The sequence below is a fragment of the Maritimibacter sp. HL-12 genome (assembly GCF_900177545.1).
Lineage (GTDB): Bacteria > Pseudomonadota > Alphaproteobacteria > Rhodobacterales > Rhodobacteraceae > Sinisalibacter.
In genome coordinates this window covers 2,573,416-2,599,180 of sequence record NZ_FXBQ01000001.1, presented here as the reverse complement: position 1 = coordinate 2,599,180, position 25,765 = coordinate 2,573,416, and the positions used below count along the sequence as shown (strand labels likewise).

Annotated in this window: 25 protein-coding genes; 8 read left to right on the top strand and 17 right to left on the bottom strand. The window is 67.2% G+C overall.

What is annotated here, in order from left to right:
- The first annotated feature begins 193 nt into the window (after positions 1–193).
- From B9Y97_RS13005 to B9Y97_RS12980, 6 genes are all read left to right on the top strand, one after another.
- A complete protein-coding gene (locus B9Y97_RS13005; RefSeq protein WP_085527136.1) occupies positions 194–1,306 on the top strand; it encodes a 4Fe-4S dicluster domain-containing protein in 1,113 nt (370 codons plus the stop codon).
- Between the two features lies 1 nt (position 1,307).
- A complete protein-coding gene (locus B9Y97_RS13000) occupies positions 1,308–1,775 on the top strand; it encodes a cyclic nucleotide-binding domain-containing protein (RefSeq protein ID WP_217809460.1) in 468 nt (155 codons plus the stop codon).
- Between the two features lie 16 nt (positions 1,776–1,791).
- Positions 1,792–2,598: an FAD/NAD(P)-binding protein gene (locus B9Y97_RS12995; RefSeq protein ID WP_217809459.1), complete on the top strand. Its 807-nt coding sequence runs from the start codon at positions 1,792–1,794 to the stop codon at positions 2,596–2,598.
- Between the two features lies 1 nt (position 2,599).
- A complete protein-coding gene (locus tag B9Y97_RS12990) occupies positions 2,600–3,373 on the top strand; it encodes an NADH-quinone oxidoreductase subunit B family protein (RefSeq protein ID WP_085527134.1) in 774 nt (257 codons plus the stop codon).
- Positions 3,366–4,664, top strand: a complete 1,299-nt coding sequence (locus B9Y97_RS12985) for a Ni/Fe hydrogenase subunit alpha (RefSeq protein ID WP_085527133.1) — start codon at positions 3,366–3,368, stop codon at positions 4,662–4,664. Before B9Y97_RS12990 ends, B9Y97_RS12985 begins: the two co-directional genes overlap by 8 nt.
- Positions 4,665–4,760: 96 nt before the next feature.
- Entirely contained in the window at positions 4,761–5,204 is a 444-nt protein-coding gene (locus B9Y97_RS12980) for a hydrogenase maturation protease (RefSeq protein WP_085527132.1), read from the top strand.
- 50 nt (positions 5,205–5,254) lie between these two features.
- Here the strand turns inward: B9Y97_RS12980 and B9Y97_RS12975 are convergent, their stop codons facing one another.
- Together B9Y97_RS12975 and B9Y97_RS12970 are read right to left on the bottom strand one after the other, a co-directional pair.
- On the bottom strand, positions 5,255–6,610 hold the full coding sequence (locus tag B9Y97_RS12975; protein ID WP_085528255.1) for a phospholipase D-like domain-containing protein: 1,356 nt from the start codon (positions 6,608–6,610) through the stop codon (positions 5,255–5,257).
- A gap of 116 nt (positions 6,611–6,726) precedes the next feature.
- Positions 6,727–8,061: a tetratricopeptide repeat protein gene (locus tag B9Y97_RS12970; RefSeq protein WP_085527131.1), complete on the bottom strand. Its 1,335-nt coding sequence runs from the start codon at positions 8,059–8,061 to the stop codon at positions 6,727–6,729.
- A gap of 159 nt (positions 8,062–8,220) precedes the next feature.
- Between B9Y97_RS12970 and B9Y97_RS12965 the strand changes: the two genes are divergently transcribed.
- The gene (locus tag B9Y97_RS12965; protein ID WP_085527130.1) at positions 8,221–9,471 is read left to right on the top strand and encodes a UbiA family prenyltransferase; all 1,251 of its coding nucleotides are present in this window, start codon (positions 8,221–8,223) and stop codon (positions 9,469–9,471) included.
- Between the two features lie 125 nt (positions 9,472–9,596).
- A complete protein-coding gene (locus B9Y97_RS12960; protein ID WP_085527129.1) occupies positions 9,597–11,189 on the top strand; it encodes a hypothetical protein in 1,593 nt (530 codons plus the stop codon).
- Positions 11,190–11,516: 327 nt separating this feature from the next.
- Here B9Y97_RS12960 and B9Y97_RS12955 read toward each other — a convergent pair whose 3' ends face one another.
- From B9Y97_RS12955 to B9Y97_RS12885, 15 genes are all read right to left on the bottom strand, one after another.
- Positions 11,517–12,500 (bottom strand): SUMF1/EgtB/PvdO family nonheme iron enzyme, encoded by a 984-nt coding sequence (locus B9Y97_RS12955; protein ID WP_085527128.1) that lies wholly within the window; start codon positions 12,498–12,500, stop codon positions 11,517–11,519.
- A 4-nt stretch (positions 12,501–12,504) separates the two neighbouring features.
- Positions 12,505–14,259 (bottom strand): hypothetical protein, encoded by a 1,755-nt coding sequence (locus B9Y97_RS12950; RefSeq protein WP_085527127.1) that lies wholly within the window; start codon positions 14,257–14,259, stop codon positions 12,505–12,507.
- Between the two features lie 228 nt (positions 14,260–14,487).
- Positions 14,488–14,973, bottom strand: coding sequence for a ferritin family protein (locus tag B9Y97_RS12945; RefSeq protein WP_085527126.1), 486 nt, complete (start codon positions 14,971–14,973; stop codon positions 14,488–14,490).
- Positions 14,970–16,784: an FAD-dependent oxidoreductase gene (locus B9Y97_RS12940; protein ID WP_085527125.1), complete on the bottom strand. Its 1,815-nt coding sequence runs from the start codon at positions 16,782–16,784 to the stop codon at positions 14,970–14,972. The genes B9Y97_RS12945 and B9Y97_RS12940 overlap by 4 nt, the downstream gene beginning before the upstream one ends.
- Before the next feature lie 4 nt (positions 16,785–16,788).
- The gene (locus B9Y97_RS12935; protein ID WP_085527124.1) at positions 16,789–17,967 is read right to left on the bottom strand and encodes an NADH-quinone oxidoreductase subunit D; all 1,179 of its coding nucleotides are present in this window, start codon (positions 17,965–17,967) and stop codon (positions 16,789–16,791) included.
- The gene (locus B9Y97_RS12930; protein ID WP_085527123.1) at positions 17,964–18,500 is read right to left on the bottom strand and encodes an NADH-quinone oxidoreductase subunit C; all 537 of its coding nucleotides are present in this window, start codon (positions 18,498–18,500) and stop codon (positions 17,964–17,966) included. The genes B9Y97_RS12935 and B9Y97_RS12930 overlap by 4 nt, the downstream gene beginning before the upstream one ends.
- Before the next feature lies 1 nt (position 18,501).
- Positions 18,502–19,194 (bottom strand): NuoB/complex I 20 kDa subunit family protein, encoded by a 693-nt coding sequence (locus B9Y97_RS12925; RefSeq protein WP_217809458.1) that lies wholly within the window; start codon positions 19,192–19,194, stop codon positions 18,502–18,504.
- Positions 19,195–19,196: 2 nt separating this feature from the next.
- Positions 19,197–20,102 (bottom strand): respiratory chain complex I subunit 1 family protein, encoded by a 906-nt coding sequence (locus B9Y97_RS12920; protein WP_085527122.1) that lies wholly within the window; start codon positions 20,100–20,102, stop codon positions 19,197–19,199.
- Entirely contained in the window at positions 20,099–23,236 is a 3,138-nt protein-coding gene (locus tag B9Y97_RS12915) for a proton-conducting transporter transmembrane domain-containing protein (RefSeq protein WP_085527121.1), read from the bottom strand. Before B9Y97_RS12915 ends, B9Y97_RS12920 begins: the two co-directional genes overlap by 4 nt.
- Positions 23,230–23,586, bottom strand: coding sequence for a sodium:proton antiporter (locus B9Y97_RS12910; protein WP_085527120.1), 357 nt, complete (start codon positions 23,584–23,586; stop codon positions 23,230–23,232). Before B9Y97_RS12910 ends, B9Y97_RS12915 begins: the two co-directional genes overlap by 7 nt.
- Positions 23,586–24,302 (bottom strand): Na(+)/H(+) antiporter subunit B, encoded by a 717-nt coding sequence (locus B9Y97_RS12905; RefSeq protein ID WP_085527119.1) that lies wholly within the window; start codon positions 24,300–24,302, stop codon positions 23,586–23,588. The genes B9Y97_RS12910 and B9Y97_RS12905 overlap by 1 nt, the downstream gene beginning before the upstream one ends.
- Positions 24,292–24,549, bottom strand: a complete 258-nt coding sequence (locus B9Y97_RS12900; RefSeq protein WP_085527118.1) for a hydrogenase subunit MbhD domain-containing protein — start codon at positions 24,547–24,549, stop codon at positions 24,292–24,294. The genes B9Y97_RS12905 and B9Y97_RS12900 overlap by 11 nt, the downstream gene beginning before the upstream one ends.
- Positions 24,546–24,887, bottom strand: coding sequence for a monovalent cation/H(+) antiporter subunit G (gene mnhG, locus B9Y97_RS12895; RefSeq protein WP_085527117.1), 342 nt, complete (start codon positions 24,885–24,887; stop codon positions 24,546–24,548). Before mnhG ends, B9Y97_RS12900 begins: the two co-directional genes overlap by 4 nt.
- Positions 24,884–25,147, bottom strand: coding sequence for an MrpF/PhaF family protein (locus B9Y97_RS12890; RefSeq protein WP_085527116.1), 264 nt, complete (start codon positions 25,145–25,147; stop codon positions 24,884–24,886). Before B9Y97_RS12890 ends, mnhG begins: the two co-directional genes overlap by 4 nt.
- Positions 25,140–25,664: a Na+/H+ antiporter subunit E gene (locus tag B9Y97_RS12885; protein WP_085527115.1), complete on the bottom strand. Its 525-nt coding sequence runs from the start codon at positions 25,662–25,664 to the stop codon at positions 25,140–25,142. The genes B9Y97_RS12890 and B9Y97_RS12885 overlap by 8 nt, the downstream gene beginning before the upstream one ends.
- Positions 25,665–25,765: the final 101 nt, after the last annotated feature.

Genomic DNA, 25,765 nt, shown 5'->3' with positions numbered 1-25,765 from the left:
AAACCCGGGGGCGACTCGCTTCGAGAAAAGCGTTACATTCGAGAGATATGCAGGCTCTTGATATGCAGGCCCTTGAATTGATCAGGATCAGGGAAACCCCGCCCGTCGCATGGTCTAAGTGCCTGCAAGGTGTGAGCGCGACAGGATATCGCCCCCTCGGGGGCAGGAGGCTGATTATGTTCTGGGTGATGTCATGAGCGGGGCGGTTCCGGCAGCCCCCGTGGTGTTCGATGCACAAGGGCTTGACGCGCTGATCGCGGCGCTGGCGGACGCGGGGCGAGAGGTGTTCGGCCCGGTCCGGCGTGATGGCGCGGTGGTCTACGAAGAGGTTGCGTCCAGCGCCGATTTTCCGAAGGGCTGGATCGACGAGCAATCGGGCGGGCATTACCGGCTGCGGCAAGAGGGCGAGGCCTATTTCGGGGCCACCCTCGGCCCGCAGGGCTGGAAGCGCATCCTGCACCCGCCGAAACAGACGCTCTGGCGCACCGAGGGCACGGGCGAGGAGACGAAGATCATCCGCGAGCCGCTCGACGAAACCCGCCGCGCCTTCATCGGGGCGCGGGCCTGCGATCTTGCCGCCATCGCCGCGCAGGACCGGGTGTTGATCGAAGGGCCCTACCGCGATCCGCATTATGCCGCGCGGCGGGCAAACCTGTTTATCGTCGCGGTGAATTGCACGCGGTCGGCCGACACCTGCTTCTGCACCTCGATGAACACCGGGCCAAAGGCCACGAAGGGCTACGATATCGCGCTCACCGAGCTTGACGGCGGCCGCTTCCTCGCCGAGGCCGCGAGCGACGAGGGCCTGGCCCTGCTGGCGACCCTGCCGACCCGGCCCGCCACGACCGACGACGAAAGCGCGGCAGAGGCGGGGATCGACCGCGCCCGTGACCAGCAGCGCCGGATCGACACCGAGGGCCTGCCCGCGCTGCTCAAGGAGCGGCCCGATCATCCGCGCTGGTCGGAGGTGGCCCAGCGCTGCCTCAACTGCGCCAACTGCACCATGGTCTGCCCCACCTGCTTCTGCACCACGGTCGACGAGGTAACCAGCCTCGACGGCCCCGAAACCGAGCGGGTGAACTCCTGGGCCTCGTGCTTCACCGTCGATTTCAGCCACGTCCACGGCGGCGCGGTGCGCCCGGGCGCGAAATCACGTTACCGCCAGTGGATGACGCACAAGCTCGCCACCTGGGTCGACCAGTTCGGCGAGATGGGCTGCGTCGGCTGCGGGCGCTGCATCTCGTGGTGCCCGGTCGGGATCGACATCACCGAGGAAGCGGCGGCGCTGCGCAAGGAAGGGGGCTGAGATGGCGATCGAAGGACTTCAGCGCATCCTTGCGGCGCATCCGCTGTTCAGCAATCTATCGCCGGCCTTTCTCGACATGCTGGCGGGTTGTGCAAAAAACACACGCTTTGCCGCCGATAGCTACCTGTTTCACGAGGGCGACGACGCCGATCAATTCTACCTCGTGCGCGACGGCCACGTCGCGTTGGAAATCTCGGCCCCGGGACACGGCCGGATGGTGTTCCAGACCGTCGGCGGCGGCGGCGTGATCGGCCTGAGCTGGCTGGTGCCGCCCTACCGCTGGCGCTTCGACGCCCACGCGAAGGAAGACACCCGCGCCATTGCCTTCGACGCGACCTGCCTGCGCGGAAAATGCGACACCGACCCAGCCCTCGGCTACGCGGTGATGAAACAGATCCTGCCCGCGCTGGTGGACCGGCTCCACGACACGCGGGTGCAGATGTTGGACCTTTACGATGCACGCACCTGATCCCCATACCGACCCGATGGTACCGGTGATTGCGAGAGTCACCGGCCGGACCCGCGAGCTGTCCGACGTGGTCACCTTCGAGATGGAGGTGGAAGGCTGGCCGGGCTTCGCACCGGGGCAGTTCAACATGCTCTCCGTTTTCGGGGTGGGCGAGATCCCGATCTCGATCTCGGGGCCGGTCTCCGACACCACCAGGATCATCCACACGATCCGCGACGTGGGCCCGGTGAGCCATGCGCTCGCAGCGCTGTCGCCCGGCGCGGTGCTCGGGCTGCGCGGCCCCTATGGTGCGCCCTGGCCGGTGCAGGCGGCGCGCGGGCGCGACGTGGTGGTGATCGCCGGCGGGCTCGGCCTCGCCCCGGTGCGGCCGATCCTCTACGAGCTGATGGAAAACCGCGATGCCTACGGCAAGGTCACCCTGCTTTACGGCGCGCGCAGCCCCGCCGAGATCCTATTCGAGAAGGAACTGGGCGATTGGCGCTCGCGGCTCGACATGGGGGTGGAAGTGACGGTGGACCGGGCCACCAATGCCTGGCACGGCCATGTCGGCGTGGTCACGGCGCTGTTGCGCGGGGCGGATTTCACCCCCGCCAACACCACCGCCTTCGTCTGCGGCCCGGAAATCATGATGCGTTTCGGGGCGGACGGGCTCACCGATCTCGGCGTCGCCGCAACCGACATTCACCTGTCGATGGAGCGCAACATGCAGTGCGGCATCGGGCTGTGCGGGCACTGCCAGCTCGGCCCGGTCTTCGTCTGCAAGGATGGCCCGGTGTTCGACTGGGCCACGATGAAGCCGCTGATGCGCATCAAGGAGCTGTGAGATGACCGGCAGACCAAGGCTCGCGGTGTGGAAGTTCTCGTCCTGCGATGGCTGCCAGCTATCGCTGCTCGATTGCGAAGACGAGGTGCTGGCGGTCGCGAACGCGATCGAGATCGCCTATTTCCCCGAGGCCACCCGGCGCGACGACGATGGTGGCAACTACGACATTTCCTTTGTCGAGGGCAGCGTGACCACGCCGCACGAGGCCGAGGCGATCAAGGATATCCGCGCCCGCTCGACCACGCTGATCACGATCGGGGCCTGCGCCACCTCGGGCGGCATCCAGGCGTTGAAGAACGGCGCTTCGACGAAGGATTTCATCGACGCGGTCTATGCCCACCCCGAGTTCATCACCACGCTCGACACCGCGACGCCGATCTCGGACCACGTGAAGGTCGATTTCGAGTTGCGCGGCTGCCCGATCTCGAAAACCCACCTGATCGAGTTGATCGCCGCCACGCTGGCGGGCCGCGCGCCGCAGACCCCGGCCCATGCCACCTGTATCGAGTGCAAGATGGCTGGCCATGTCTGCGTGATGGTGGCGGAGGGCAAGCCCTGCCTCGGCCCGGTCACCCACGCCGGCTGCGGCGCGCTCTGCCCGGGCTATGCCCGCGGCTGCTACGGCTGCTTCGGCCCGAAGGAAACCCCCAACACCGCGTCGCTTTCCGCCCGGCTGGCCGAGAACGGCGCCGACCGGCGGCAGATCAAGCGGCTCTACGCCACCTTCAACACCAACGCGCCCGCGTTCCGCGAGGAGGCCAAGGCCCATGACTGACACCACGATCAAGGTCGACATGCTCGCCCGCGTCGAAGGCGAGGGGGCGTTCAAGGTGGTGGTGCGGGACGGCAGGATCACCGCCACGGAGTTTCGCATCTTCGAGCCGCCGCGATTCTTCGAGGCCTTCCTGCGCGGGCGCGACCATTCCGAGGCCCCCGACATCACCGCGCGGATCTGCGGCATCTGCCCGGTGGCCTACCAGATGTCTTCGGTGCAGGCGATGGAGATGGCGCTGGGGGTGGAGGTGAGCCAGCCGATCAAGGATCTGCGCCGGATGCTCTATTGCGGCGAGTGGATCGAGAGCCACGTCCTGCACGCCGCGATGCTGCACGCGCCCGATTTCCTCGGCTACGCCAGCGCCATCGACATGGCCAATGACGGCCACGCCGCCACGGTGAAACTGGCGCTCGACTACAAGAAGATCGGCAATGCCATCGTCACCCTCCTCGGCGGGCGCGAGATCCACCCGATCAACGTGAAGGTCGGCGGCTGGTGGAAAGCGCCGAAGAAACGCGACATGCTGGCCCTGCGCGAAGAGCTGATGCGCGCGCTCGACATGGCGGAGGCCTTCGTCGATTTTACCGCGTCGCTGCCCTTCCCCGACAAGGAACGCGACTACCACATGGTCTGCATCGAGGAGCCGAACGGGCTCTACCCGATGTACGAGGGCACGCGGCTGATCTCGAACCGGGGGCTGGATATCCCGGCGACCGCCTTCAACGACCATTTCGACGAGCACCACGTGAAGCAGTCGAACGCGCTGCAGGGCCGCACCAAGGCGGGCGGGGCCTATCTCACCGGCCCGCTGCCGCGCTACAACCTTGCCTACGAAAAGCTCTCCGAGCGGGCGAAGGCGGCAGCGGTGCGGGCAGGGCTGGGCCGCGAGGTGAAGAACCCCTACCGCTCCATCGTGGTACGCGCGGTGGAAAGCCTGTTCGCGGTGGAAGAGGCGATCCGGCTGATCGAGGACTACGAGGAGTTCGACCCGGCGGCGGTGGCGATCACCCCGCGCGCGGGCACCGGGATGGGCGCGAGCGAAGCACCGCGGGGCATGCTGTTTCACCAGTATACCCTGGAGGAAGACGGCAGCATCGCCACGGCCCAGATCGTGCCGCCGACGGCGCAGAACCAGCCCTCGATCGAGGAAGACCTCGCCGAGTTGATCGCCGATGAACTTGACCGGCCGCACGAGGAAATCCAGTGGCTCTGCGAGCAGACCATCCGCAACTACGACCCCTGCATCTCGTGTGCCACGCATTTTCTCGATCTGACCATCGACCGGGCGTAGGTTTCCGGTCGCCTGACGGCGACCGGACCGGAGCGAGGGGGCGCTGCCCCCTCGCGCTCCCCCGGAGTTTTTTGACCAGGAAAAGGAGAGGAGCGGGTGAAACCTCTTGTCATCGGTGTGGGCAATGATTTCGCAGGCGACGATGCCGCCGGGCGGCTGGTGGTGCGCGGACTGCGGGGCGCATCCGGGTTCGACCGAGCCGAGTGTCACGGCGCAGCGGCCGATCTCGTGACGCTGATGGAAGGGAGGCAGCGGGTGCTGATCGTCGACGCCTGCCGATCCGGCGCGACGCCGGGCACCCTGCACCGGCTCGACGCGGGCACAGGCGATCTTCCGCCGTGGCTGCGCTCGATCTCGTCGCACGGGATCGGGCTGGCCGAGGGGGTGGCGCTGGCACGCACATTGGGCGTCTTGCCGCCGCGCGTCGAGGTCTGGGCGATCGAGGGAGAAGACTTCGCGACCGGGGCCGGGGTGAGCCCGGCCGTCGCCGATTGCATTGCGGCCGTCTGTGCCGCCATACCGGGGCATCTCGCGCGCTGATCGCGACACCGCCGCTGCCGGGCCGACAGCCGCACCCGAAAGGCGCGCGATCAGAGGATCGGCGCGCCGAGGCGGAAGGTGGACTCGGCGAGGCGGCGCGGCAACCCGGCGGGCCTCGTGCCTTCGTGGCAGTCGCGCTGGAGTGTCGTGAACCAGTCCGCCAGCGTGGCGACGCTGCCGGTGTCGTAGAGCGCCAGCGCGGTTTCGAAGTTGAGCAACATCGAGCGCACGTCGAGGTTGGCCGAGCCGACGATGGCGACATCGTCGAAAACCGCGGCCTTGGCGTGCAGCATCGCGCCGGTGTGACGCAGGATGCGGCAACCCGCTTCTTCGAGATGGCGCAGGTAGGCACCCCGCGCGAAATCGGCGAGATACTGGTTTGAGCGCGCCGGCACGATCAGGCGCACGTCGCGGCCGAGCCGGGCTGCGCTGGTGAGCGCGTGCAGGAGGTGATCGGTCGGCAGGAGATAGGGGGTGACGATCCAGACCCGCTCGCGCGTGACGTGGATGGCATGCACCAGAGCGTCGTGCAGCCCGTCATGCGGCAGGTCGGGGCCGGAAGGGATGAGCTGGACAACGGCGTCGCCTTCACCCGGCGAAACCGGGGGGTGCGCGGGCGGGGGCGCACCGGTATGCTTGGCCCAGTCGGCTTCGAACACTTCACCGTAGCGTTGCACCACGGGCCCGGCGATGATGTAGCTGAGGTCGATCCAGGTCTTCGGATCGTCCTGCGGGCCGAGATAGCTGCGACCGACATTGCGCCCGCCCGACCACACTTTCTGCCCATCGGCGATGACCATCTTGCGGTGATTGCGCAGGTTGAGACGGCCAGTGGCGGAAAGGTTGTGCACAGGCGAGAACAGTTGCAACTCGCCGCCTGCCGCACGCAAGGCGCGCAAGGCCGCGCGCGGTCTGCGCCAGGTGCCGAACTGGTCGAGGATCAACCGCACCCGGACCCCGCGCCCCACCGCTTCGGTGAGCGCGACGACGAATTCCGCGCCGAAAGCGTCGTCGTCGAGCCGGTAGAGCACGGCGTCGAGGCTCTCGCGCGCTTCGGTGACGAGGCGCAGGAGATTGGCGCGGGCGGATTGCGGCGCGGTCTCGAACCGGAGGGCGTGGCCCGGGGCCGCCGCCGGCAGCCCGAGGCGGGTCAACTGGTCGTCGAACTGGTGGACCGGGGTGGCCGGTTCGGATGGTGCGAAGATGATCTCGGCATATCCGGTACCGCGCTTGCGGATGCCGAGGGCAAAAAACAACGGCACGCCGACATAGGGCACCACCACGATGAACAGAATCCAGGCCAGCGCCGATTGCGGGCTGCGACGTTGTTGCAGCACCCAGATGATCGCGGCACCCGCGGCGAGAAGGCCCAGAACGATTGCGACGTGGGTGAGGATGACGGACATGGTGCTGATCCTGCGGTTTGACATGCCACCACGCCGGGTCTGGCGTGGCGTGGTTCAGATTTCGGCCCGCGGACGCTGCCGGGACGGCCAGACCCGGAACCGTCCGGCGTCCAGGTTCAATTTCCGGCCAGTCCCCGCGCCGCAGCCGCCGTGCCACCGCCCACGATGCCGTCCAGTGGCCCGGTGTAGAGCCCGCGCTCTTTCAGGATGGCCTGGAAAGCCAGGGCGGTGTCGCGGTCCCAGCCCGTGGGCGCCCCCCGGCGCAGCACGTCGAAACCGACCTTGCCGCTTTCGAGAGCGCGCACGTAGAGTTGCGCGGCGATCTCGGGGGCGTAGCCGACGCCGTCACCGGTCTCGTAAAGCACGCCCATGGCGGCCACCGCTTCGGGCAAACCGCTGCGCGAGGCAAGGCTGGTCAGGCGGGCGCGGGCGGCGGGATCGTCGTCCAGCCCGAACTGCGGGTCACCGTAAAACGCGGCCAGTTCGAGCGCGGCGGTGATGTTGCCGGCCTCGGCGGCCTCGGTATAAAGCGCCGCGCCGCGCGCCGAATCGGGAATGCCAAGGCCGGGATCGGCCCGGCCGGGGAGGCCCTCGCCGGTGAGGAAGGTCTGGCCGAGGCGATACTGGGCGAAGTGGTATCCCGCAGCCGCCGCACCTTCGAGCAGCTCGACCATGCGGGCCGGATCGCGCGGCACCCCCTTGCCGACACGATACATCAGCGCCAGCGTGGTCATCCCGGCGGGATCGCCCATCTCGGCAGCGCGCTGGAACCGGGCGATCGCGGCCTCGGTGTCTTCCCCGCCGGGGGCAACGCCGAACAGGTGGTAATCGCCCAGCCGGGTTTCGGCGGCGGCGAGCCCGGCCTCGGCCGCGCGTTCGAGAAGGGTGAAGGCGGTGGCAAGATCGCGCCGGGCCTGCGCCGCCTCGGCCGCGAGGAACAGCACGTCGGCGGGCGCATCTTCCGCCCGCGCGGCGAGGGTGCAGGCCTCGGCGGCCTCGGCGAAGGCAGCCCGGCGGGACGCGGCGACGTCGGCATTGGCAGGCACACCGGCATCGGCAGGCCCGGCGATGTCGCGGCAGCGCAACGCCTCGGGGGACAGCGCCGGGGCGGCGGTGGCGGGGCCCTCATCAGGCGCTGCGGCCCCGTCCTCGCCGGCAGGAAGGCCCTCGCCCCCGGGGACGGCTTGCGCGATCCCGGCGGCATCGGCAAGCACCTTGGCGACGGCTGCCCCGGCCGCGGCACCGGCCGGGCCCGACGCTGCGGCCCCGCCGGTGTTTTCGTTCTCGGCGACACTGGATTGCGACGGGCCGGAGCCGGAGGCCAGATCGGCATGGCCGTTCGACCGTGCAGGCTCGCTCCCCTGCGCAACCGGCAGGGTCGCCGCCGTTTCGGCAAGCCCGGCCACCGGCCATGCCAAGGCAAACGTCATGACCAGAATGAGCGATTTCATGGCGGCGTCCCCTTCGTGGTTTCGTCTCAATGGGTAACGGCCGCGCGGCATCATGTCCATGAAAACAGAACCTTGCGCGAGGTCACAAAAGGTTTGCCCTCGATTGGAAGGGTATGCCACGGTTCGGCCTGAGGCAGGAGAAACGCAAGGCACACGCGCATGGATAACGCCGCAACGAAAACGCGAGGCGCAGAGGGCGGCAAGGGCCCTCTGATCGTAGACCTCGACGCCGACCTTCTCGGCGGCAATCTTGCAGCCGAGGTGTTCTGGGCCGGAATGCGGCAGGACTGGCGGCGCGGGGTGACCGGGCGGACAAGTGCGCCGGCCGAGGCCCTCCTCGACCTCGCGCATCTGCCCTACCACGGCCCGACGCTGGCGCGCTGCCGGGCGGCCCGGGACGAGGGCCGCAAGGTCGTGCTGGTCACATCCGGAGAGGCGTCGCTGGCGGAGGCGGTGGCGCAACAGCTCGACTGTTTCGACGCCGTCGAGGGCGGCCACCCCGCGCGCCGGATCAAGACGCCGGTTCTGGCGGGATCGCGCGACCTGCTGCGCGCAATGCGCCCGCATCAATGGGTGAAAAACCTGCTCGTCTTCCTGCCAATGGTCGTTGCCCATCGTTTCGAGGCCGTCACCTTCGGCTGGAGCCTGCTGGCTTTCCTGAGTTTCGGACTGATTGCCTCGGCGGTCTACCTCGTCAACGACCTGGTCGACCTGCCTTCCGATCGCCGCCACGAAGTGAAACGCACGCGTCCGTTTGCATCGGGGCGGTTGCCTCTCGTCACTGGCATGCGCGCGGCACCGGTGCTGTTCATCGCCGGCCTTGGGCTGGCGGCGCTGGCGGGTATCGAGCTCTTCGCGGCAATGGCGGCCTATGCGGTGATCACAACCGCCTATTCGCTGCGTCTCAAGGGCACGCTCGCGGCGGATATCCTCGTGCTCGCGGTGCTCTATACCCTGCGCATCATCGCTGGGGCCGCCGCCACCGGGATCGTGCCGTCGATGTGGCTTCTGACCTTCTCGATCTTCCTGTTCTTCTCGCTCGGCGCGGTGAAGCGGCTGGCCGAACTTGTCAACATCGAACACAGCGGCGCACAGCGCAAGGTTGCCGGGCGGGCCTACATGACCGAAGATCGCCCGGTGGTGGCCATGCTCGCCACTTCGGCCGGGTTTCTGGCGGTGCTGGTTCTCGCGCTCTACATCGATTCGCCTGACGTCCGCGGCCAGTATGGCACCCCGGAAGCGCTTTGGGGCATCTGCCTCGTATTGCTGTTCTGGACAAGCCGAATGGTGCTGCTCGCGCATCGCGGACTGGTCGACCAGGATCCGGTCTACTTTGCCCTCACCGACCGGGTGAGCCTCGCCAGCGGATTGCTGGTGGCAATCCTGTTCACGGCGGCGATCCCGGCGTGAAGTGAGCCAATTTGGCGGTTATCCGCCCTGCGAGTGGCGGATAACCGCCCAAATGAGGGCCTACTCGCCAGCGCCCCCGGTTGGGGTTATTGTGATCTTAAGAATGACTCGCTAGCAGGCGACTGATGACAGATCAGTTTCCCTTCCCGCGGCGCGCCCTCGCTGCCGCACAGAGCAACTTCAAGCGTGCGCTGGTGTTTGGCGGCGGCGCGATCGCCGGCACGCTGGCTTCGGCCGCTGCCAGTTACGTGCTGGTGAGCGCGCTGTTTCCCCAGCCCCACGCCCCGGCAAAGGCGCATGCCCCCGTCGAGTTGCGCGCAGAGGCCAAGCAAGACGTGGGGCCGGGGCACCCTCGCCTGCCGGTTGTTGCCATTGCCCCGGCACCGGTGGCCTTGCCCGCACCGGTAGAGGCCCCGGTTGCGCCGAAGGCCGTCAACCTCGCGAGTGCACCGGTCGCACACCGCGGTGCCGCACCGGCCCCCGGCCCAAGCGCGCACGACGCGCTGGTGATCGCGACGAAGCACCAACCCGATATCGCGTTGCCTGGCCTCGATGGCACGAGCGAGTCCACGTCCCCGGCAGAGTTTGCCGCGCGCGCCGCGCAGGATGCGGGTTTGCGCGAAAGGTCGGCGCTCGCCCCGGACAGCCCAACCCGCCGGCCCGAACCACGCCCCGAGGTTGCGCCCGAAACGCTGGCCGCACTCGCAACGCCTGCCGCGGCCTCGCCCGCCATTCGCCCGCGCCCGCGGCCCGAGGGGCTCGTTCTGGCGGCGGCCGAGGCAATGTCCGCCGATGCGGCGTCCAGCCCGATCCCGGCGCTGCGCCCGCGCCCGCGCCCGGCCCAGGCTCAATCCCTGCGCCTTGCCGCCGCGACGCCAGCCCCGCAAGCCGAGCCTGAGCCTGCGCCGCGCCGCGCCAGTGGCGGGCTGTTCTCGGGCGGTGGCACCTGTGGCCCGTCGCTCGCGCGCTCGATCCCGAAACGCAGCGGCAACGCGACTGGCGGCCAGCAGTTTCTCGCCGCGCTCGGCAGTTCCGGCAACGACCGCGATCAGCGGATCATCAATGAACTGGCCCGCGGCAACCTGCCCGGCTTCCTGCGCGATCTCCAGCCGGTGGCCTTCCGCGGCAAGGACGCCCGTGGGGCGGATACGGAAATCGTGATCTGCGTCACCCCGGATTATCTCGCGCTCGGGTCGGACCGCGACTATGTGCGCGTACCGCTTGGCCTGCCCGCCGCCGCCAGCATCGCCAGCCGCTTCGGGATGACGCTGCCAACCCCGCGCATGGTCGACGCGATCTATGCCCAGGCCAGCGTGCGGCTCTCGCCCGCCCCGATGTCGCCGGGGCCGCAGATGTCGTCGACCGAGTATTTCCTGCGCCACAACGCCACCATCGAGGGCCAGTTGCGTGGGCGCGGGGGGCTCGTGGCCGGGCAGAAGAAAGACGTGGTGATGGCCAACCGCATGGCCAACGCGCCCGGCCGGGTCGCGATCTACGGCTGGCACCGCACCTCGGGCAGCCCGATCCAGCCGGTGAGCACGGTGCATGGCGCACATTACGCCGACTACAGCCACGGCATCCGGCTGGTGAGCAAGACCGCCTATCTCAACGGCAAGGCCGTCAACCTCGATGACCTGCTCGCCTCGGGCCGCCATGCCTGGCTGCTCAACGAGGAAGGCCCGGTGCCCGGCCCGGTCATCCGCATCGCTTCGCGCTGAAAAAGCCGGCAGACCGGTTTCCGCGCAGCTTTTGGTGGGCATCCGCCGCCCCGCCGCAACCTTCGCCGGTTGGCAGCGCCGCCCCGCGCCTGGCGGGGACGATCCGGTTCAAACCGGCTTCACCGCCCCGCAGACACCGTGAGCAAGGGTCGGGGCCAGCACCTTCGCAAGACCGTCCTCGCCCCGCCCCGGACGGGGTGCCGACCGACGCCCGCCTCGAACGGCCGGTTCTTCGCACCGGCTTGATCGACCTCCGGGCGTCCCACGGTGCTTTCTCCGGCGTGCTTTCTCCGGCACCCGGGCCTTATCCGTGGCGCGCGGGCGGCCCTACCTCACATCGGCGAAGCAGCGAAACCCGAGGTGGTAATTGCGGTGCGACGATGATGAAAGCACCCGGCTGCCGTGCCAGTAAGGTGCACGCCAGCGGGCCCATTCCTCGTGCGCGCGCACGCTGTCCCAGATGAACCACGAGCCCTTCATCTCGGTCACACCGAGCTTTTTGGAGCCGCGCGAAGCCATCTGGTCGGGCGCGAGCGGCAGGTTCATATGTTCGGCGGCGTTGCCTTCGAGATCGTAGACGCCGAGCGCGCTCTTGCAATTCGGGAAGGCCCCCACCGGGTAGGTGTTGGTGCCGCAGCCCGACCAGCTCCCACCGTCGCAGGTCGGCGATTTGGCACTGCCCTGGGCGCAGATGCCGCGCCGCCATTGGGGGCCGTAGGTCCAGTTTTTCTGCTGCCCCCACTTGGCATTGTGCCACGACCGCATCGCCCCGTGCGACCCGAGATCGAAGCGGTAGTCGGGCTCCAGCAGCGCGCCCGCGGCCGCCCCCTCCCATTCATGCGCGTCGCCGATGCGTTTGCCCTCAGCGGCGCAAAGCTGGGCAGCTTCCGAGGCGCGCACCCATGTCACCGGGTAGGCCAGCGGCACGTTGGGGTATTCGAACATGTCGATGCAAACCGTGGCGTCTTCCGGCTTCTGGGTTGCCGGGTCGTAGAGCGGGGCCATGTAGGGCCGGCCGCAGATCCGCTCGAAGCGGGCATTCCGGTAGTAGGAATAGGCGTTCTGCGGCAGCTTGGCCTGAGCTTGTTCCGGCGTCATCGGGTGGCGCGTGATCGCCGGGTTACCCTGCCCCATCATCCCCGATGCCTGGAAGATTTCGCGGATCCGATTGATCTGGGCGGCGGTGACACCGCGCACCTTCTGCATCTGGGCAAACATCGCCTCGTTGTTTTCCGCCAGCGTCGCCCCGTGCGCGGGCACTGAAAGCACGAGGCTCGCCGCAAGCCCGATCGCCGTCATCACTTTGCGCATCGCGTCAGTCCTTTCTGAGCAGGTAGATGAAATCGCGGTTGTCGGAGAAGGTAACGAACCGGGGCACCCGGACGCCGCCAAGCCATGGGTCGCTCTCGGCCATCAGCCGCGACAGGTGATCGGCCTCCAGCCCGTCGCCAGTGTCGTTCTGGCGGTAGACCGCCATGTAGGTCAGTTCCGGCGAGTTCATGTCGAGCAGCATGGCGTGGTCGCAGTCATAGGCCTGAAACGTGCGCGCCATCGCCGAGGGGGTGACCGAGGAGAAATAGGCATAGAGCAAGAACTGCCGCCCGCCTGCCTCGCGCAGGCAAGCGCCTGCGCGCAGGGTGCGCAGTTGCGCCTCGGCCGAGCCCGACCAGTTGCCGCCGCCCCAGCTTGTCACCCGGTCGCCCGGCACGCTTTCGCCGGTTTCGGGGTCGCGCACCACCAGCGGCACGCCGTTCTGGCGGGCATGGGCGAGGCGCGGGATCATCGCGTTGTCGGCCTCCTCCCAGAGCTTCATGCCGATCTCGCCGTCGGTGGTGATGTAGAGGGTGGAGAGGTTCTCGATCAGCCGCGAGAAGGTCACGCCGTTCGAGATGAAGCCGTAATGGTGGCCCCGGTTGAACCCGGCGTAATCGCCGAAGCGAAAGGCTCCGTGATCGCGCTTGAAGCCGCCGGCGATCGCTCCCGCCACGCGGGGCAGCAGCGCGGGGTTCAGCATGCCGTTGCGCACCAGCGGATCGGCGCGCGAAAAGCCGTCGGGTCCGGCCATGTTCCACTCAGCCCCCTGCCGCGAGGGTCGCGACGACCACCCCAGGCCGGGGTGATCGGTGCCCAGTTCGTAGCCGATCTCGAAGCGCGAGAGATCGAAGGCGACGAGGTAGACATCAGCGTTCTGCTCGACGCCGTCGAGCCAGTTCGCCCCGTTGCGCGCGGCCAGAATGTCCTGCGCGATCAACCCGGGCTGCATCACCGAGGCAAAGATGCCGTCCTGCCCCTCGACGCCATACCAGCTTCCTGCCTCCATGCCGTCCGGCGCGCCGGTCACGGGCAGGCCCATCGCGGTGCGCATGTTCGGACGGCGGTCGAGCCGGGCTCGTCCGAGCGCCGCGACCACGTCGCCATTGTCGCCGCTGCCGTCGCCAAGATCTGCGGTTTCGAGGAAGGCGTCTTCGAAGAAGGCCCCCTTGATAAGGTTCACCAGCTTGTCGCCGAACACCACGTTCTTGCGCAGAAAATCCGACACCGCCTCGCGGTTGGTGCGCGAGCCCGCCACCTTGTTGCGCAGGTAGAGCTTGCCGCCGCAAACCGGCGCATAGGGCAGCCCGCTGGTCGCGGCGGCGGCCAGGTCGGAGGGCTCCCCCGCCCAGGGTCGGCACTCGCTCGCCCCTTCCCTGCCCGAGATCACCAGCGCCGGATCGTCCCCTTGCCCGAGCGCAACCTGCCACGCCTCGGCGTCGCCAAGTTCGAGGTGCCAACTCTGGCCAGGCCCCTCGGCGGGCAAGCGTTCGACGAGGTGCCAGCGATTGACCTCGGGATGCAGCGAAACGAGCCGCGTTACGGTTCCATCGGCGGCTGTCGCTTCGGAGGTGATGCGCATCGGGGCGAATTCGACCGGGTTGGCCACCGCGTCGGCGGCGTAGCGCTGCCACTGCGCATCGAGCATCGCGGCATCGGGTGCGGGGGTGTTCTGCCCCAACGCCACGCAAGCCAGAAGCGATACGCAGGCACCTGCGGCCCCCAACGTCACCAGCCGCCGCAATCCCGCAAACCGCATGTCATACCCCTTGTCCCAATACGCGTCTCCACAAATCGGAATGCAGCGAAACCGCCGATCCGATCCGCCCCCGCTTCCGCCGCGTCCTGAACGCGGAGTGCGGGAATCAATCTGGCTGATCCCGATAATAGAGGTGGGTGCGGTCGTTCCAACCCCGCAGATTGCGGGACTGCGCGAATAGGCCGGCGGTTCCGGTCACTGGTTGATTGCCGCGCGATGCGCCGCCGTTCAAACGCCGCCGGAATGCACGATCTCGTAATACAGTGCCTCAAGATCGGCCTTTTGCCGGGTTTCCTCGTTGGCGAGAAAGCTGAATACCTCGTGCAACAGGCCCGGCGGGGTATTGGCGGCCAGTTCGCTGAATTCCTCCAGCGCGACCTGCTCACGCGCGAGCGCGTATTGCAGCACCTGCTGGTCGTCGGGGGTGTCGCCCAGTTCCGGGGCCTGCACCGCGTCGGAGAAGCGCCGGTCGGCCTCGGGGCGCAGAATGGCATCCTTGAGGTGGTCGCGCATGTCGGGCGATTTCACCAGGTCCGACAGCATCCGCACATGGGCAAGTTCGGCGCGGGCAAGGTCTTCGACAAGGTAGCGGATGTTCTTCGTCACCTTCGGCACGAGATCGGTGTAGAAGCTGTGCGCCTCGCGGCTGAACTCGGCGACGGTTTCGAGCACCTCCTCGGCGCTGGTCATCTGCGAGAGTTTCCCGGTTTTCATCGCGCCACCTCCCCCATCGCCATCAGCATCGCGCCAACAGAGGCCGCGACCCGGTGGCCATCGGCCACGGCGGTGATCACGTCGGGCCCGTGCACCGCGTCGCCCGCCGCCCAGAGCCATGGCTCGGAGCTGCGCCCGGCTGGGTCCACCGCGAGGCGGCCGCGGGTCCATTCCAGCGCTTCGGTCAGGTCTTCCCCGAGAATTGAGACGTCCGCCGCCTGGCCGATGGCTTCCACCACCATGTCGGCGGGGTGCAGCCGCTCGTCGCCCTGGTCGTACTGCGGGGCGAAGCGGCCCTGGCCGTCGAAGATCGAGGTCACCGCCCAGGTGCGCAAGCCCTTCACCGCGCCCTTGCGCTTGCCCGACTTGTAGCGCACCACCTCCTGCGGCCCGCGCGCATCGACGATCTCGATGCCCTCATCGAAGCTTTCCTCGATCTCCTCGCGGTCGGCGAGGAAATGGGCGAAATCCTCCAGCGCGGTGACGGTGACGCCCACCGCGCCATGCTTGCGTTTTTGCAGCCGCGCCATGGAGCGGGCGATATCCATCGCCACGTTGCCGCCGCCGATCACCACCACCCGTTCGGGCACCGGCACCTCCTCGCCCGCCGTGATCCGGGCCAGAAGGTCGATGGCGGCTTCCACGCCCGGGCCTTCGGTGCCCGGAATACGGGTGGAGCGGCCGATATGCAGGCCGATTGATAGCACCACGGCGTCAAACTCGCCCCTGAGCTTGTCCATGGCGATCTCGCGCCCGATCCGAACGCCGGTTTTTATCGTCACGCCCTGCGCCGCGATCACCGCGATATCGCGGTCGAGCGCGTCGTAGGGCAGCCGGTATTCGGGGATGCCGTAGCGCATCATGCCGCCGGGCTTGTCCTGCGCCTCGTAGACCGTCACCGCATGGCCCTGGCGCGCAAGATCATAGGCCGCCGTGAGCCCGGCCGGTCCCGCACCGACGATGGCCACCTTGCGCCCGGTGGGCAGCGCCTGCGGGGTGCCGACGATCTCCAGCCGCCGGTCCTCGCTCACGTTGTCGACGATGTGGCGCTTGAGCCAGCGGATCGCGATGGGATCGCCCTCGTGGCGGGCGGCGCAGGCGGTTTCGCACTTGTGCGTGCAAACCCGGCCGCAAACCTCTGAAAACGGGTTGGTCTCGTAGAGGATCTGCAGGCCCAGATCGTAATCGCCCTCGCGGATCGCGGCGATGTAATCGGGGATGTCCATATGCGCGGGGCAGGTGGCCACACAAAGCCCGCATTCGACGCAGCGGTCGGCCTCGATCATCGCCTGTTCGCGCGTATAGCCGACCACGATCTCGTCGAAATTGTCGATCCGCGCTTCGGGGGGCAACTCGCCCATCTCCACCCGTTCGGCACCGGTGAGCACGCGCGCGCCCTCGCGCCGGTAGCCCTTCTCCATATCGTCCCAGGGCTTGGGATCGACGCCGGGGATGAAGCGGAAGGCGTCGGGGTCGGCATCGACCCAGGTGTATTCGTTCGACATGGTCAGCGAGCCGGTCATGCAGACGTCGACGCAGAGCGCGCACCAGCAGCAGCGCCCGTAGTCGATCTTGGGCCTGAGCCCCGAATCGCCGTCGACCGGGGCCGACACCGGCACCATGTCGATCGCCGCGTTCTGGCAGATCACTTCGCAGGAACCGCAGCCGATGCACTTTTCGATGTCGTTCTGGTGGAAACCGCGGTAGCCGTCGGCGGCTTCGCGGCCGATCGGGTTCCTGATCGTCACCGGGGTTTCGATCAGGTGTTTCCACGCGGTGAAGGGGGAGAGAACGTCGCGCAAGTTTCCCATGGCGTTACCTCTCGATCTCGGGTGGATAGGTGTGCAGCGAGACCATCAGCGCCGCCACATCGGCGATATTGGTGCCGGGGATCAGGTGTTCGAGCAGCGCCATGGCATGGGTGTAGGACGGTCCGCGCACGTTGACGCGGCGCGGATAACCCGAACCGTCGGTCACGAGGTAGTAGCCGTATTCGCCGCGCGAGCTTTCGCCCGCCACGTAGGTTTCGCCGCGCGGAATTTTCCAGTGCAGCACGTTGGGCAGCTTCGCCATCACCGGGCCGTCTTTCGGCATTTTCGCGAGGATCTGGCGGATCAGCGCGATGGAGACGTCGATATCCCGCCGGCGCACCATGGCGCGCGCCCATATGTCGGAGGCGGTTTCGGTCACCACCTCGAAATCGAGCTGGTCATAGACCAGATAGGGCGCGTCCTTGCGCAGATCCTTGGCCACGCCGCCGGCCCGCGCATTGGGGCCGGTCACGCCGTAAGGTTCGAAAAGTGCAGGATCAATGACGCCAACACCCTTGGTGCGGGCCTTGAAGACAGCATTCGTGAACATCGCCTTGTCAACGTCCGCCAGATACCGCTCGGCGGTGGCGAGCACCTCCTCCATACGCCCGGCGAAGCCCTCGGGCAGGTGGCCGCGCACGCCACCGGGCAGGATGAACATGTGGTAGATGCGCGCGCCGGTCATTTCCTCGAACCGGTCAAGCATGAGATCGCGCACGTAGGTCATCCACTGGCCGATCACACCCATGCCCAGCGCGCCGCCGATGCCGCCCATCGCCATCATGTAGGAATTGAAGCGGCCCATCTCGAGAATGAGCGTGCGGGTCCACTGCGCCATCTCGGGTGCCTCGATCCCGGCGAGTTCCTCGACCGCCTGGGCATAGCACCATTCGTTGAAATCGGGCTCGGGCACGCAGACCCGGCAGACGATGGGAAAGACCTGGATGAAAGTCCGCCGCTCCATCAGCTTTTCGAAGCCGCGATGGAGGTAGCCGACGTGAACCTTGCCTTCCACCACCTCGTCGCCGCAGAGCGTGAGTTCCACGCTCATGTTGCCGGTGATGCCGGGGTGGTTGGGGCCGTGCCAGAGCTTGAGATACTTGCCGGTTTCGAGGTCGATCTCGAGTTTGCCGTCATCGCCGGGCTGCGGATACTGGCTGCGGTCGGGCTCGAAACGGATCATCGCTGGCCCTCCGGGTTGAGTTTTTTCGCCATATGGGCGCGCGGATCGTGGGTTTCGCGGCCCTCGCGGTCGGAGAAGGTCTGCTGGCTGTAGGCCAGCGTGTCGAAGTCGCGCCGGTAGGGCGGCATGTCGGTCCAGCCTTCGAGGATGAATTCCTCGTCCACCCTCGGCGAGCCGGGGAAAGCGATCCCGAACATCTCGCGCAATTCGCGCTGATAGGTGGCCGCGGTGGGCCAGAGATCGTGGATCGTGTCGCCCACCGGATCGGCGCGGTCAAGGAAGACGCGCAGGCCGAGGCTGCGGTTGGCGGTGCGGTTGTTCATCAGGTAGGTGAGCTGGAAGCGCCCCTCCTCGATCCAGTCCACCGCCGTGAGCAGCGAGAGGTGGGTGAAGCCGTGCACGTCGCGCAGCTCGACAAGCAGCGCGCGCAGATCGGCGCGCGCGACATCGACGAAGGCGAGGTTGGCCCGCCGCTCGGCAAGATCGCCAAGGCGGTAGCGGGTTTTGAGGTGGTCGTGAAGGTCGCGCATCATGTCACCAGTTGTAATCCGGCATGTCCCAGTCCTTGATCACCGACTTCTGGTTTGCCTTGTACCAGTCGAAGTTCTCGGCATATTTGTTCGCCCCTTCCGCCTTGCCCTTTCGGATCAGCTTCTTGAGGTCCATGAAGCCTGCCAGAAGCGCCTCGGGGCGGGGCATGCAACCAGCGATGTAGAGATCGACGGGGAGGTAGTCGTCGAGCCGCTTGATGGTGTTGTAGCTGTCCCAGTACATACCGCCGTTGATCGTGCAGGAGCCGAGGCCCACCACGTATTTCGGCTGCGGCATCTGCTCATAGGCGCGGATCGCGCGCTTGAGGGTTTTCACCGAAAGATAGCCCGAGATCACGAGCAGGTTGGCCTGCCGGGGCGTCGGGCGCCACTGGATGCCGTAGCGGTAGGCATCGAAACGCGGCGTCATCAGCGGGCGCATCTCGATCGCGCCACACCCCGTGCCGAAGCCAAGAATCCATAAAGAATGCGCCCGCGCCCAGTTGTAGAAATCCTCGACGATCCTGAAGTAGCTCTGCTTGTGAACCTTCGGCGGCTCCTGGCAGAAGTAATCCTGCAGCGGGTCGATCTCGATCACCTGCCCGTCGGGCGCGGTGACGCTGCGGGGCTTCAGTTCCTCGCGCAGGGGAAACTCCGTCTCGGTGTCCTTGCGGAAGCTCTTGTCGATGTCTTTCATGGCTACACCACCAGGATTGCGAGGATGCCCACCGGCAAGCCCCATTTGAGGAAGAAGCGGATGGACTGCTCGACGCGGAAGCGCGGATGCACCACGCCGACCAGCACCGAGACCATGTAGATCGCGAAGACCTTCACGGCGAATTCACCCCAGTTCGAGGCCCCGCCGAAGAACAGGTTCATGTAGATGACGGTTTTCGCCACCGGGAACAGCACCCGGTTGGTCTGCATCAGCGCGAGATAGGCCGAGTGGTATTCGGTCGGCGGACCGATCGGGATTTCCTGCGGTGCCACCACCACGTCAAAGGGCGCGCGCATCATCGTGCCGACGAGGGCGAACATCGCCGCAAGCGTGGCGATCGGGTTGGTGAACAGCGTCCAGTTGAACAGCCCCCCCTGCTGGGCGGCGACGATCTCGGTGATGCTGAGCGTCTGGTATTGCAGCGAGATCGCGAAGACGGCGAGCGCCAGAGGCAGTTCGGCGGCAGTCACCTGCGCGAGGCCCCGCGAGACCCCGATGGCCGCGTGCGGGTGGCCGCTCTCGCCGGCCCCCAGCGCCATGCCGAGGGTGCCGAAAAACACGAAGTAGAGCGCAAGGATCAGATCGCCCGCGAAGGCGAAGTTCTGATGCATCACCGAGCCGTAGATCGTCGGCACGAAGAGCAGAAGCCCGATGCCGCCGGTGAGGCGGAACACCGGGCCGAGGTAGAACATCACGCCGTGGCTGATCTTCGAGCGCAGGGCGATGTTCTTCACGAGGTCGATGTAGTTCTGCCAAACCGGGATGCCGTAGCGCCCGCCCACCCGCGCGCCGATCTTCTGCACCACCGCGGTCATGATCAGCCCGTAGTTGATGACGATGAAGACGGTGAGCGCGGCATAGGCGATCTGGACCCATTCAAAGCTCATGACACCCCTCCCAGCACGACGAGGTAGACGGCGACGACGAAGACGATCACCTGAGCGGCGTAGGTCTGGCCGTTGCCGGTGTAGATCCGGCGGGTGAAATCGGCGCTGGCATGCAAGCTGTCGGTAATCCCGCCCCAGAACCGGGTGACGTGCGGCGCTTCGAGGAAGCCCAGCGCCTTGCGGTAGGGGGCGAAGAAGTTCCACGCGAAGTGGGTGGTCTGCGGCTTGAACGGGCGTTCGGCAGAGAACACGATGTTGAATTGCTTCACCTTCTGGGCGTTGCGGTTCATCGCCACGAGAAGCGCGAGCACGATGACGAAGATCACCCCGATCACGATCATGATCGCCACCGGGTTCCAGTAGCCGAATTCACTGGTGATGCTGCGGCCCGACCAGGCCAGCGCCGTGCTGCCGAAATGCCCGCCGATATAGGCGTCGACCCTTTGCAGCACCATGCCGGGCAGGATCGCAAAGCCGATCAGGAAAGCCACGAAGATCATCTGCGGCGCGAGGAGCCAGCCGGAGGCCTCCTTCAGCTTGCGGTGCTCGTCCTTGAGTTGGCCAAGGAAGATCGTGTGGATCAGCCGGAACAGGTAGAGAAAGGCGATCGGGCCGGACATGAAGATCAGCACCACCGGCAGGCGCATTTCCGACGACATGATCGCGTTGTAGAACACCCAGCGCCCGCCGAAGCCCGAAAGCGGCGGCACGCCCGACATCGCGATGATGCCGACAAGCACGCTGACGAAGGTGAACGGCATGATCGTGATCAGGCCCCCCATCTTGTACATCAGCTTGGTATGCGTGCGCTCCTTCACCCCGCCGATCGCGAGGAAGAGCATCGACTTGTAGACGTAGTGGTTGATGACGAACATCAGCGCGAGCAACCAGCCGAGGTGGTTCATCAGCGCAAGCCCAAAGAGCGCGTAGCCCATCTGGCTGATCGAGGAATAAGCCAGCAGGCGTTTCGCATCCTCCTGAAAGATCGCCAGCACCGCGCCGATGAAGGCCGAAAGCGCGCCGATCCAGACCAGAAGATAGGTGAGGTCAACGCCGAACAGGCTCTGGCGGCCCATGTGCATGAGCAACAGCCAAAGCCCGAACAGCCCGGCCTTGAGCAGGATGCCCGACACCATCGGCGAAACGTCCGTTTCGGCCTCGGCATGGGCACCGGGCAGCCAGATGTGAAAGCCCACCGAGGCAGTCTTGGTCAAAAAACCGATGGCCAGCAGCAAGAACACCCAAGGGGCAAGTGGCAGCCCGGCCTCGGCGATGGCGGCGAGGTTGTCCAGCGCAAAGGGCTGGAGGCCGCCCGAAGCCAGCGCGAAGCCCGCGAGGATGGCAAAAGCGCCGCCGAGCGAGAACAGGATGTAGGAAAGCGCATGCGGCTCGCTCTCCTTGCCCCGCAGGATCAGGAAATAGGAGCCGATGGTCAGAAGCTCCCAGGCCGCGAAGAATTGAAACGAGGTTTGCGCGTCGATCAGCAGGGCAAGGCCGGCATACATCACCATGGCCGAGGGATAGAAGCCGAAGCGCTCGCCCTTCACCGCAAAGGAGGCGAGCAGGATCACCGCGCCGCCCGCCAGCATCACGAGGGCGAAGACGAGGTGCAAAGGGTCATATCCCGGTGCGCGAAAGCCGACCCAGCCCAGAAGCCCGGCGATGGCGAGGAGGTTCTTGGCCCAGGCTGGGAGCGGTTCGAGCACGAGGAAGGCGAGCGCGAAGAGGAGCGGTGCCGCGAGCAGGAGATTGCCATGCACCGAGCCCGCGCCCCAAACAAAGCCAAGCCCCCAGCCGCCCGCGAGCGCTGCCAGCACCACCGCGAAGCCGGTGGTGGAGAAGCCGGGGAAGGCCACCGGGTTGGGCCGCTTGAGCGCGAAGCCGAACCAGCGGAACAGATAGCCCGCCTCGATCAGCGCGCCGAGCAGCACGAGGCCGAGCACCGGCAGCCGATCGGCCCCCGCGAGCGCATGGGCGAGATCCCACTTGGCGTAGAAGCCCGCGAAGGGCGGCAGGCCCAAGAGCATGGCGATGAAGCCGGCGAAGGCGAAAAGCAGCACCGGATTGGTGCGCAGCACCGCCCAGTCGGCAAGATCGCGCCCCGGCACGAGGCCGGAGATCCAGTAGAGCCCCGCCTTGGCCACGGCATGGGTGAACAGGATTCCGCCCGCGACGTAGAGATAGGCGTCGCCCAGAATGTCACGTTGGCCCACCACCACGAGCACGAGGCCGATCTGGCCGATGGAGGAATAGCCCAGCAAGCGGCGGTCATTGCGCTGCGCGAGGCCGAGGAGGTTGGCCCCTAGAAAGCTCACGAGGCCCAGCACGGTGGCCAGCGGCAGCCAGTCGGGCCCGGCGGCGGCGAAGAGCTTGTCGGCGGCGTAGAGCGCAGCGGTGGCCGAAGCGGCGGAGACCAGCGCCGACACCCCCGGGTGGGCGGCCTCATAGATGTCGAGTGCCCAGCCGTTGGCGGGGAAGGGCTTGAGCTCGACCACCAGCGCGATCAGCAGGAGAAACAGCGCCAGCCCCGCCCCGGTGAAACCCATCGGCTGGGCGGCGATATCGTCGATGTTGAGCGATCCGTTGGCGTGATAGACAAAGATAATCCCGATCAACAGCAGGATGCCCACGATCTGGCTGACCACGAGATATTTGAACCCCGCCGCCACCGCGCGCTTGTCGTCCGAGAGCAGCACGAGGCCGCCGGTGGCGATCACGACGAGTTCGAAAAAGACGAAGAGGTTAAAGATGTCGCGGGTGAGCACGAGGCCCGAAAGCGCCATCACGAGGATCACCAGCACCGCGAGGGCCCGCCGCCCGAGCGCACGGAGCGCAGGCGCCATGTAGACGAGCGAGAGCAGCCCGGTGAGGGTGATGACCGAGAGCAACCCCGCCTCGGCCAGCCCCATCCGCAGGTTGATCGCGAAGGGCGGCTGGGTGCCGGCGGTGATGATGTCCTGCGGGGCAGCAGTGCCGCTGGCGAGTGCCACGAACCACGACACCGACACCCACGCCATGAAGCCGAGTGCCGCCAGTGCCACGGTGAAGGCCGCGCCCTTCTGGTCTTCGCGCAACAGCCCGATGAGGAAGCCCGCGCCGAGACCGGCGGCGATGATGAAGATCGCGCTTACCATTTCAGCTCCGTGTAGTCGGCGATGTCGAGGCTGCCGCGCGCGCGGAACAGCCGGTAGGCATAGGCGAGCATCAGCGCGGTGATCCCGAGACCGATGACGATGGCGGTGAGCACGAGCGCCTGCGGCACCGGGTCGATGATCCGCGCGGCGGCCTCGGCCACCGGCACGGCATCGTCAAGGATCGGCGCGGCCCGCCCCGGCATGTAGCCCACCGACACCAGCACCACGTGCACCCCGGTGTTGGCGAGCGTGAAGCCCACGATCATGCGCAGGATGTTGCGATGGGTGAGGGCTGCGAAGAGCCCCATCAGGATGAGCGCGAAACCGGCGGCCATGGCGACGAGATGCATCAGGAATCCTCCGTCTCTTCGAGGCTTTCGAGCATCGAGCTGAACTCGGCCCCCACCTTGAGGCCGACGAGCGCGTAGATCAGCGGGATCGCGCCGGCCGAGAGGATCGCGCCGAACTCGCCGAGCGGCAGGATGCGGTTGTCGAGAAAGCCGCCCGCGAGCGCCACGCCGAGCACGCCGATGGCAACGTAGGCGAGGCCCGAGACGCTCTCGACACGGGCGATCAGCCGGTGGCCAAAGCGGCGGGCCGGATCGGCGAGCAGCATCAGAAGCATCCCCGAGGCAAGGATCGCCCCGCCCTGGAAGCCGCCGCCGGGCGTCAGGTGGCCGTTCAACGCGACATAGGCGCCGAACAGGAGGATGATCGGCAGGAGCATCCGCGTGCCGGTGGTGAGCAATTCGCCCGAGGGCAGGAAGCCCGACCCGGTGCCGCCCCGGGGTGCCTTCGACTGGCCCAGCACCAGCGCCACGATCGCCGCGGTGAGGAACAGCACGGTCACCTCGCCCAGCGTGTCGAGGCCCCGGTAGGTGACGATGATCGCGGTGACGATGTTCTGCGCCCCGGTCTCGCGGGCGGTGTTCTCGGCATAATAGGCGGCGGTGCGGTTCAGTTCCGCATCGGGGGTGTAGCCCGCGAGCAGGGTCCAGAAGGCGAGGCCAAGGAGCGCGAGCAGCCCCAGAACGGCGGCGTGTCGGATGGAAAACCTAGTGTTCATCGCTTCCCTCCCGCCGGATCCGGCCCAGCACGAAGAAGAACAGGAAGGTGGTCAGCCCCGAGCCGATGGCGGCCTCGGTCATCGCCACGTCGGGCGCGGCGAGGAACAGGAAAAGCACCGAGGCAAACAGGCTCACCAGCCCCGCCGAAAGCACGGCCACGGCGGTGTTGCGGGTGACGACGGCCACCAGCGCGGCGATCAGCATGGCGGCGGCGAAGCCGGAGGTAGCGAGCAGCGCAAGCGTCATTCGGCGGCCCTCCCCTCGTCGTCGGCCAGCGCATCGCCGCGGCTCTGCGGCGTGAGCGGCACGCCTGCGCGATGCGCGGCGCGCGCCATCACCTGGCTCGACAGCGGGTTGGTGAACATCAGGAACAGCACGATCAGCGCGAGCTTGAGCGCCCACCCGGGTTCGATCATCCCGATGCCCGCGAGCGTGAGCAGCGTGCCGAGCGTGGTGGCCTTGGTGCCGGCCTGGATGCGGGTGTAGGTGTCGGGCATCCGCCACAGGCCCAGCCCGCCAAGCGCGAGGAAGGCGGCACCGCCCACCATGAGCAGCCCGCCGAGGATGTCGAGCACCCCGCTCATTGCTCGCCTCCTTCAAGGTAGCGCGCCGCGACGATCACGCCGAGGAACGACAGCAGCGCATAAACCAGGGCCACGTCGAGATAGATCGCCCGGCCAGTCACCAGCCCGGCCAGCGCGATGGCCGCGACCGACACGATGGTGAGCCCGTCGAACGCGACCACCCGGTCAAGCGCACGGGGGCCGCGCAGGAAGCGGGCAAGCCCGAGGCCCAGCGCCAGCGCCACCAGCGCGGTGGCCGCGAGGAGAAAGGGATCAGCCATACATGACCTCCAGGTGACGTTCGAAGCCCGCCGCGATCGCGCGGGTGGCTTCCTCCGGGTCGGTCGTCGGGGCGACGACCCAGTGGACGAAAAGCCATTCGCCCGCGATCTCGACGGTGAGGGTTCCCGGCGTCAGGCTGATGGCATTGGCCAGCAGGAGCCGCGCCACCGGATCGGTGAGCCCGGTGCGCAGCTTCACCAGCGCGGGCGAAACCGGCAGGCGCGGGTTCAGCACCAGCGCGGCCATGGCGATGTTGGCGCGCACCAGTTCGCGCAGGAACAGGCCAACGAAACGCAGCGTGGCGATGAGGGCATCGGGCGTGAGGCGGTGGCCCGAGAGCACCGAAAAGCTGCCGGAGAACAGGAGCACGATCGCGGCCGCCACCAGCACGCCGATCACCAGCACGTCGGATGCAAGGCTGCCGTTCAGCATCAGCCAGAACACCAGGAGCGTGGCGAACAACCGAAGCGCGGCGAGGCGCGGCGGGGCGCGCCTGGGGAGTGATGTGTCGGTCATCGAACGGAAGCCTGTTCAGCGTTTCTCGCCGCGCTTAGACCACACATTCAAAACCCGCGATTTGACCTCGAACAAGTCACGTGCCGGTTTTCGCCCCGATG

Bases quoted from the DNA above. Each gene is read 5' to 3' on its own strand.
- B9Y97_RS12995 (WP_217809459.1), top strand. From the start codon at position 1,792: ATGGTACCGGTGATTGCGAGAGTCACCGGCCGGACCCGCGAGCTGTCC.
- B9Y97_RS12985 (WP_085527133.1), top strand. From the start codon at position 3,366: ATGACTGACACCACGATCAAGGTCGACATGCTCGCCCGCGTCGAAGGC.
- B9Y97_RS12940 (WP_085527125.1), bottom strand. From the start codon at position 16,784: ATGGGAAACTTGCGCGACGTTCTCTCCCCCTTCACCGCGTGGAAACAC.
- B9Y97_RS12900 (WP_085527118.1), bottom strand. From the start codon at position 24,549: ATGACGCTTGCGCTGCTCGCTACCTCCGGCTTCGCCGCCGCCATGCTG.
- B9Y97_RS12910 (WP_085527120.1), bottom strand. From the start codon at position 23,586: ATGCATCTCGTCGCCATGGCCGCCGGTTTCGCGCTCATCCTGATGGGG.
- B9Y97_RS12920 (WP_085527122.1), bottom strand. From the start codon at position 20,102: ATGAGCTTTGAATGGGTCCAGATCGCCTATGCCGCGCTCACCGTCTTC.
- B9Y97_RS12925 (WP_217809458.1), bottom strand. From the start codon at position 19,194: ATGAAAGACATCGACAAGAGCTTCCGCAAGGACACCGAGACGGAGTTT.
- B9Y97_RS12915 (WP_085527121.1), bottom strand. From the start codon at position 23,236: ATGGTAAGCGCGATCTTCATCATCGCCGCCGGTCTCGGCGCGGGCTTC.
- B9Y97_RS12970 (WP_085527131.1), bottom strand. From the start codon at position 8,061: ATGAAATCGCTCATTCTGGTCATGACGTTTGCCTTGGCATGGCCGGTG.
- B9Y97_RS12945 (WP_085527126.1), bottom strand. From the start codon at position 14,973: ATGAAAACCGGGAAACTCTCGCAGATGACCAGCGCCGAGGAGGTGCTC.
- B9Y97_RS12955 (WP_085527128.1), bottom strand. From the start codon at position 12,500: ATGCGCAAAGTGATGACGGCGATCGGGCTTGCGGCGAGCCTCGTGCTT.
- B9Y97_RS12990 (WP_085527134.1), top strand. From the start codon at position 2,600: ATGACCGGCAGACCAAGGCTCGCGGTGTGGAAGTTCTCGTCCTGCGAT.
- B9Y97_RS12975 (WP_085528255.1), bottom strand. From the start codon at position 6,610: ATGTCCGTCATCCTCACCCACGTCGCAATCGTTCTGGGCCTTCTCGCC.
- B9Y97_RS12905 (WP_085527119.1), bottom strand. From the start codon at position 24,302: ATGAACACTAGGTTTTCCATCCGACACGCCGCCGTTCTGGGGCTGCTC.
- B9Y97_RS12930 (WP_085527123.1), bottom strand. From the start codon at position 18,500: ATGATGCGCGACCTTCACGACCACCTCAAAACCCGCTACCGCCTTGGC.
- mnhG (WP_085527117.1), bottom strand. From the start codon at position 24,887: ATGAGCGGGGTGCTCGACATCCTCGGCGGGCTGCTCATGGTGGGCGGT.
- B9Y97_RS12960 (WP_085527129.1), top strand. From the start codon at position 9,597: ATGACAGATCAGTTTCCCTTCCCGCGGCGCGCCCTCGCTGCCGCACAG.
- B9Y97_RS12885 (WP_085527115.1), bottom strand. From the start codon at position 25,664: ATGACCGACACATCACTCCCCAGGCGCGCCCCGCCGCGCCTCGCCGCG.
- B9Y97_RS12935 (WP_085527124.1), bottom strand. From the start codon at position 17,967: ATGATCCGTTTCGAGCCCGACCGCAGCCAGTATCCGCAGCCCGGCGAT.
- B9Y97_RS12950 (WP_085527127.1), bottom strand. From the start codon at position 14,259: ATGCGGTTTGCGGGATTGCGGCGGCTGGTGACGTTGGGGGCCGCAGGT.
- B9Y97_RS12965 (WP_085527130.1), top strand. From the start codon at position 8,221: ATGGATAACGCCGCAACGAAAACGCGAGGCGCAGAGGGCGGCAAGGGC.
- B9Y97_RS13005 (WP_085527136.1), top strand. From the start codon at position 194: ATGAGCGGGGCGGTTCCGGCAGCCCCCGTGGTGTTCGATGCACAAGGG.
- B9Y97_RS13000 (WP_217809460.1), top strand. From the start codon at position 1,308: ATGGCGATCGAAGGACTTCAGCGCATCCTTGCGGCGCATCCGCTGTTC.
- B9Y97_RS12890 (WP_085527116.1), bottom strand. From the start codon at position 25,147: ATGGCTGATCCCTTTCTCCTCGCGGCCACCGCGCTGGTGGCGCTGGCG.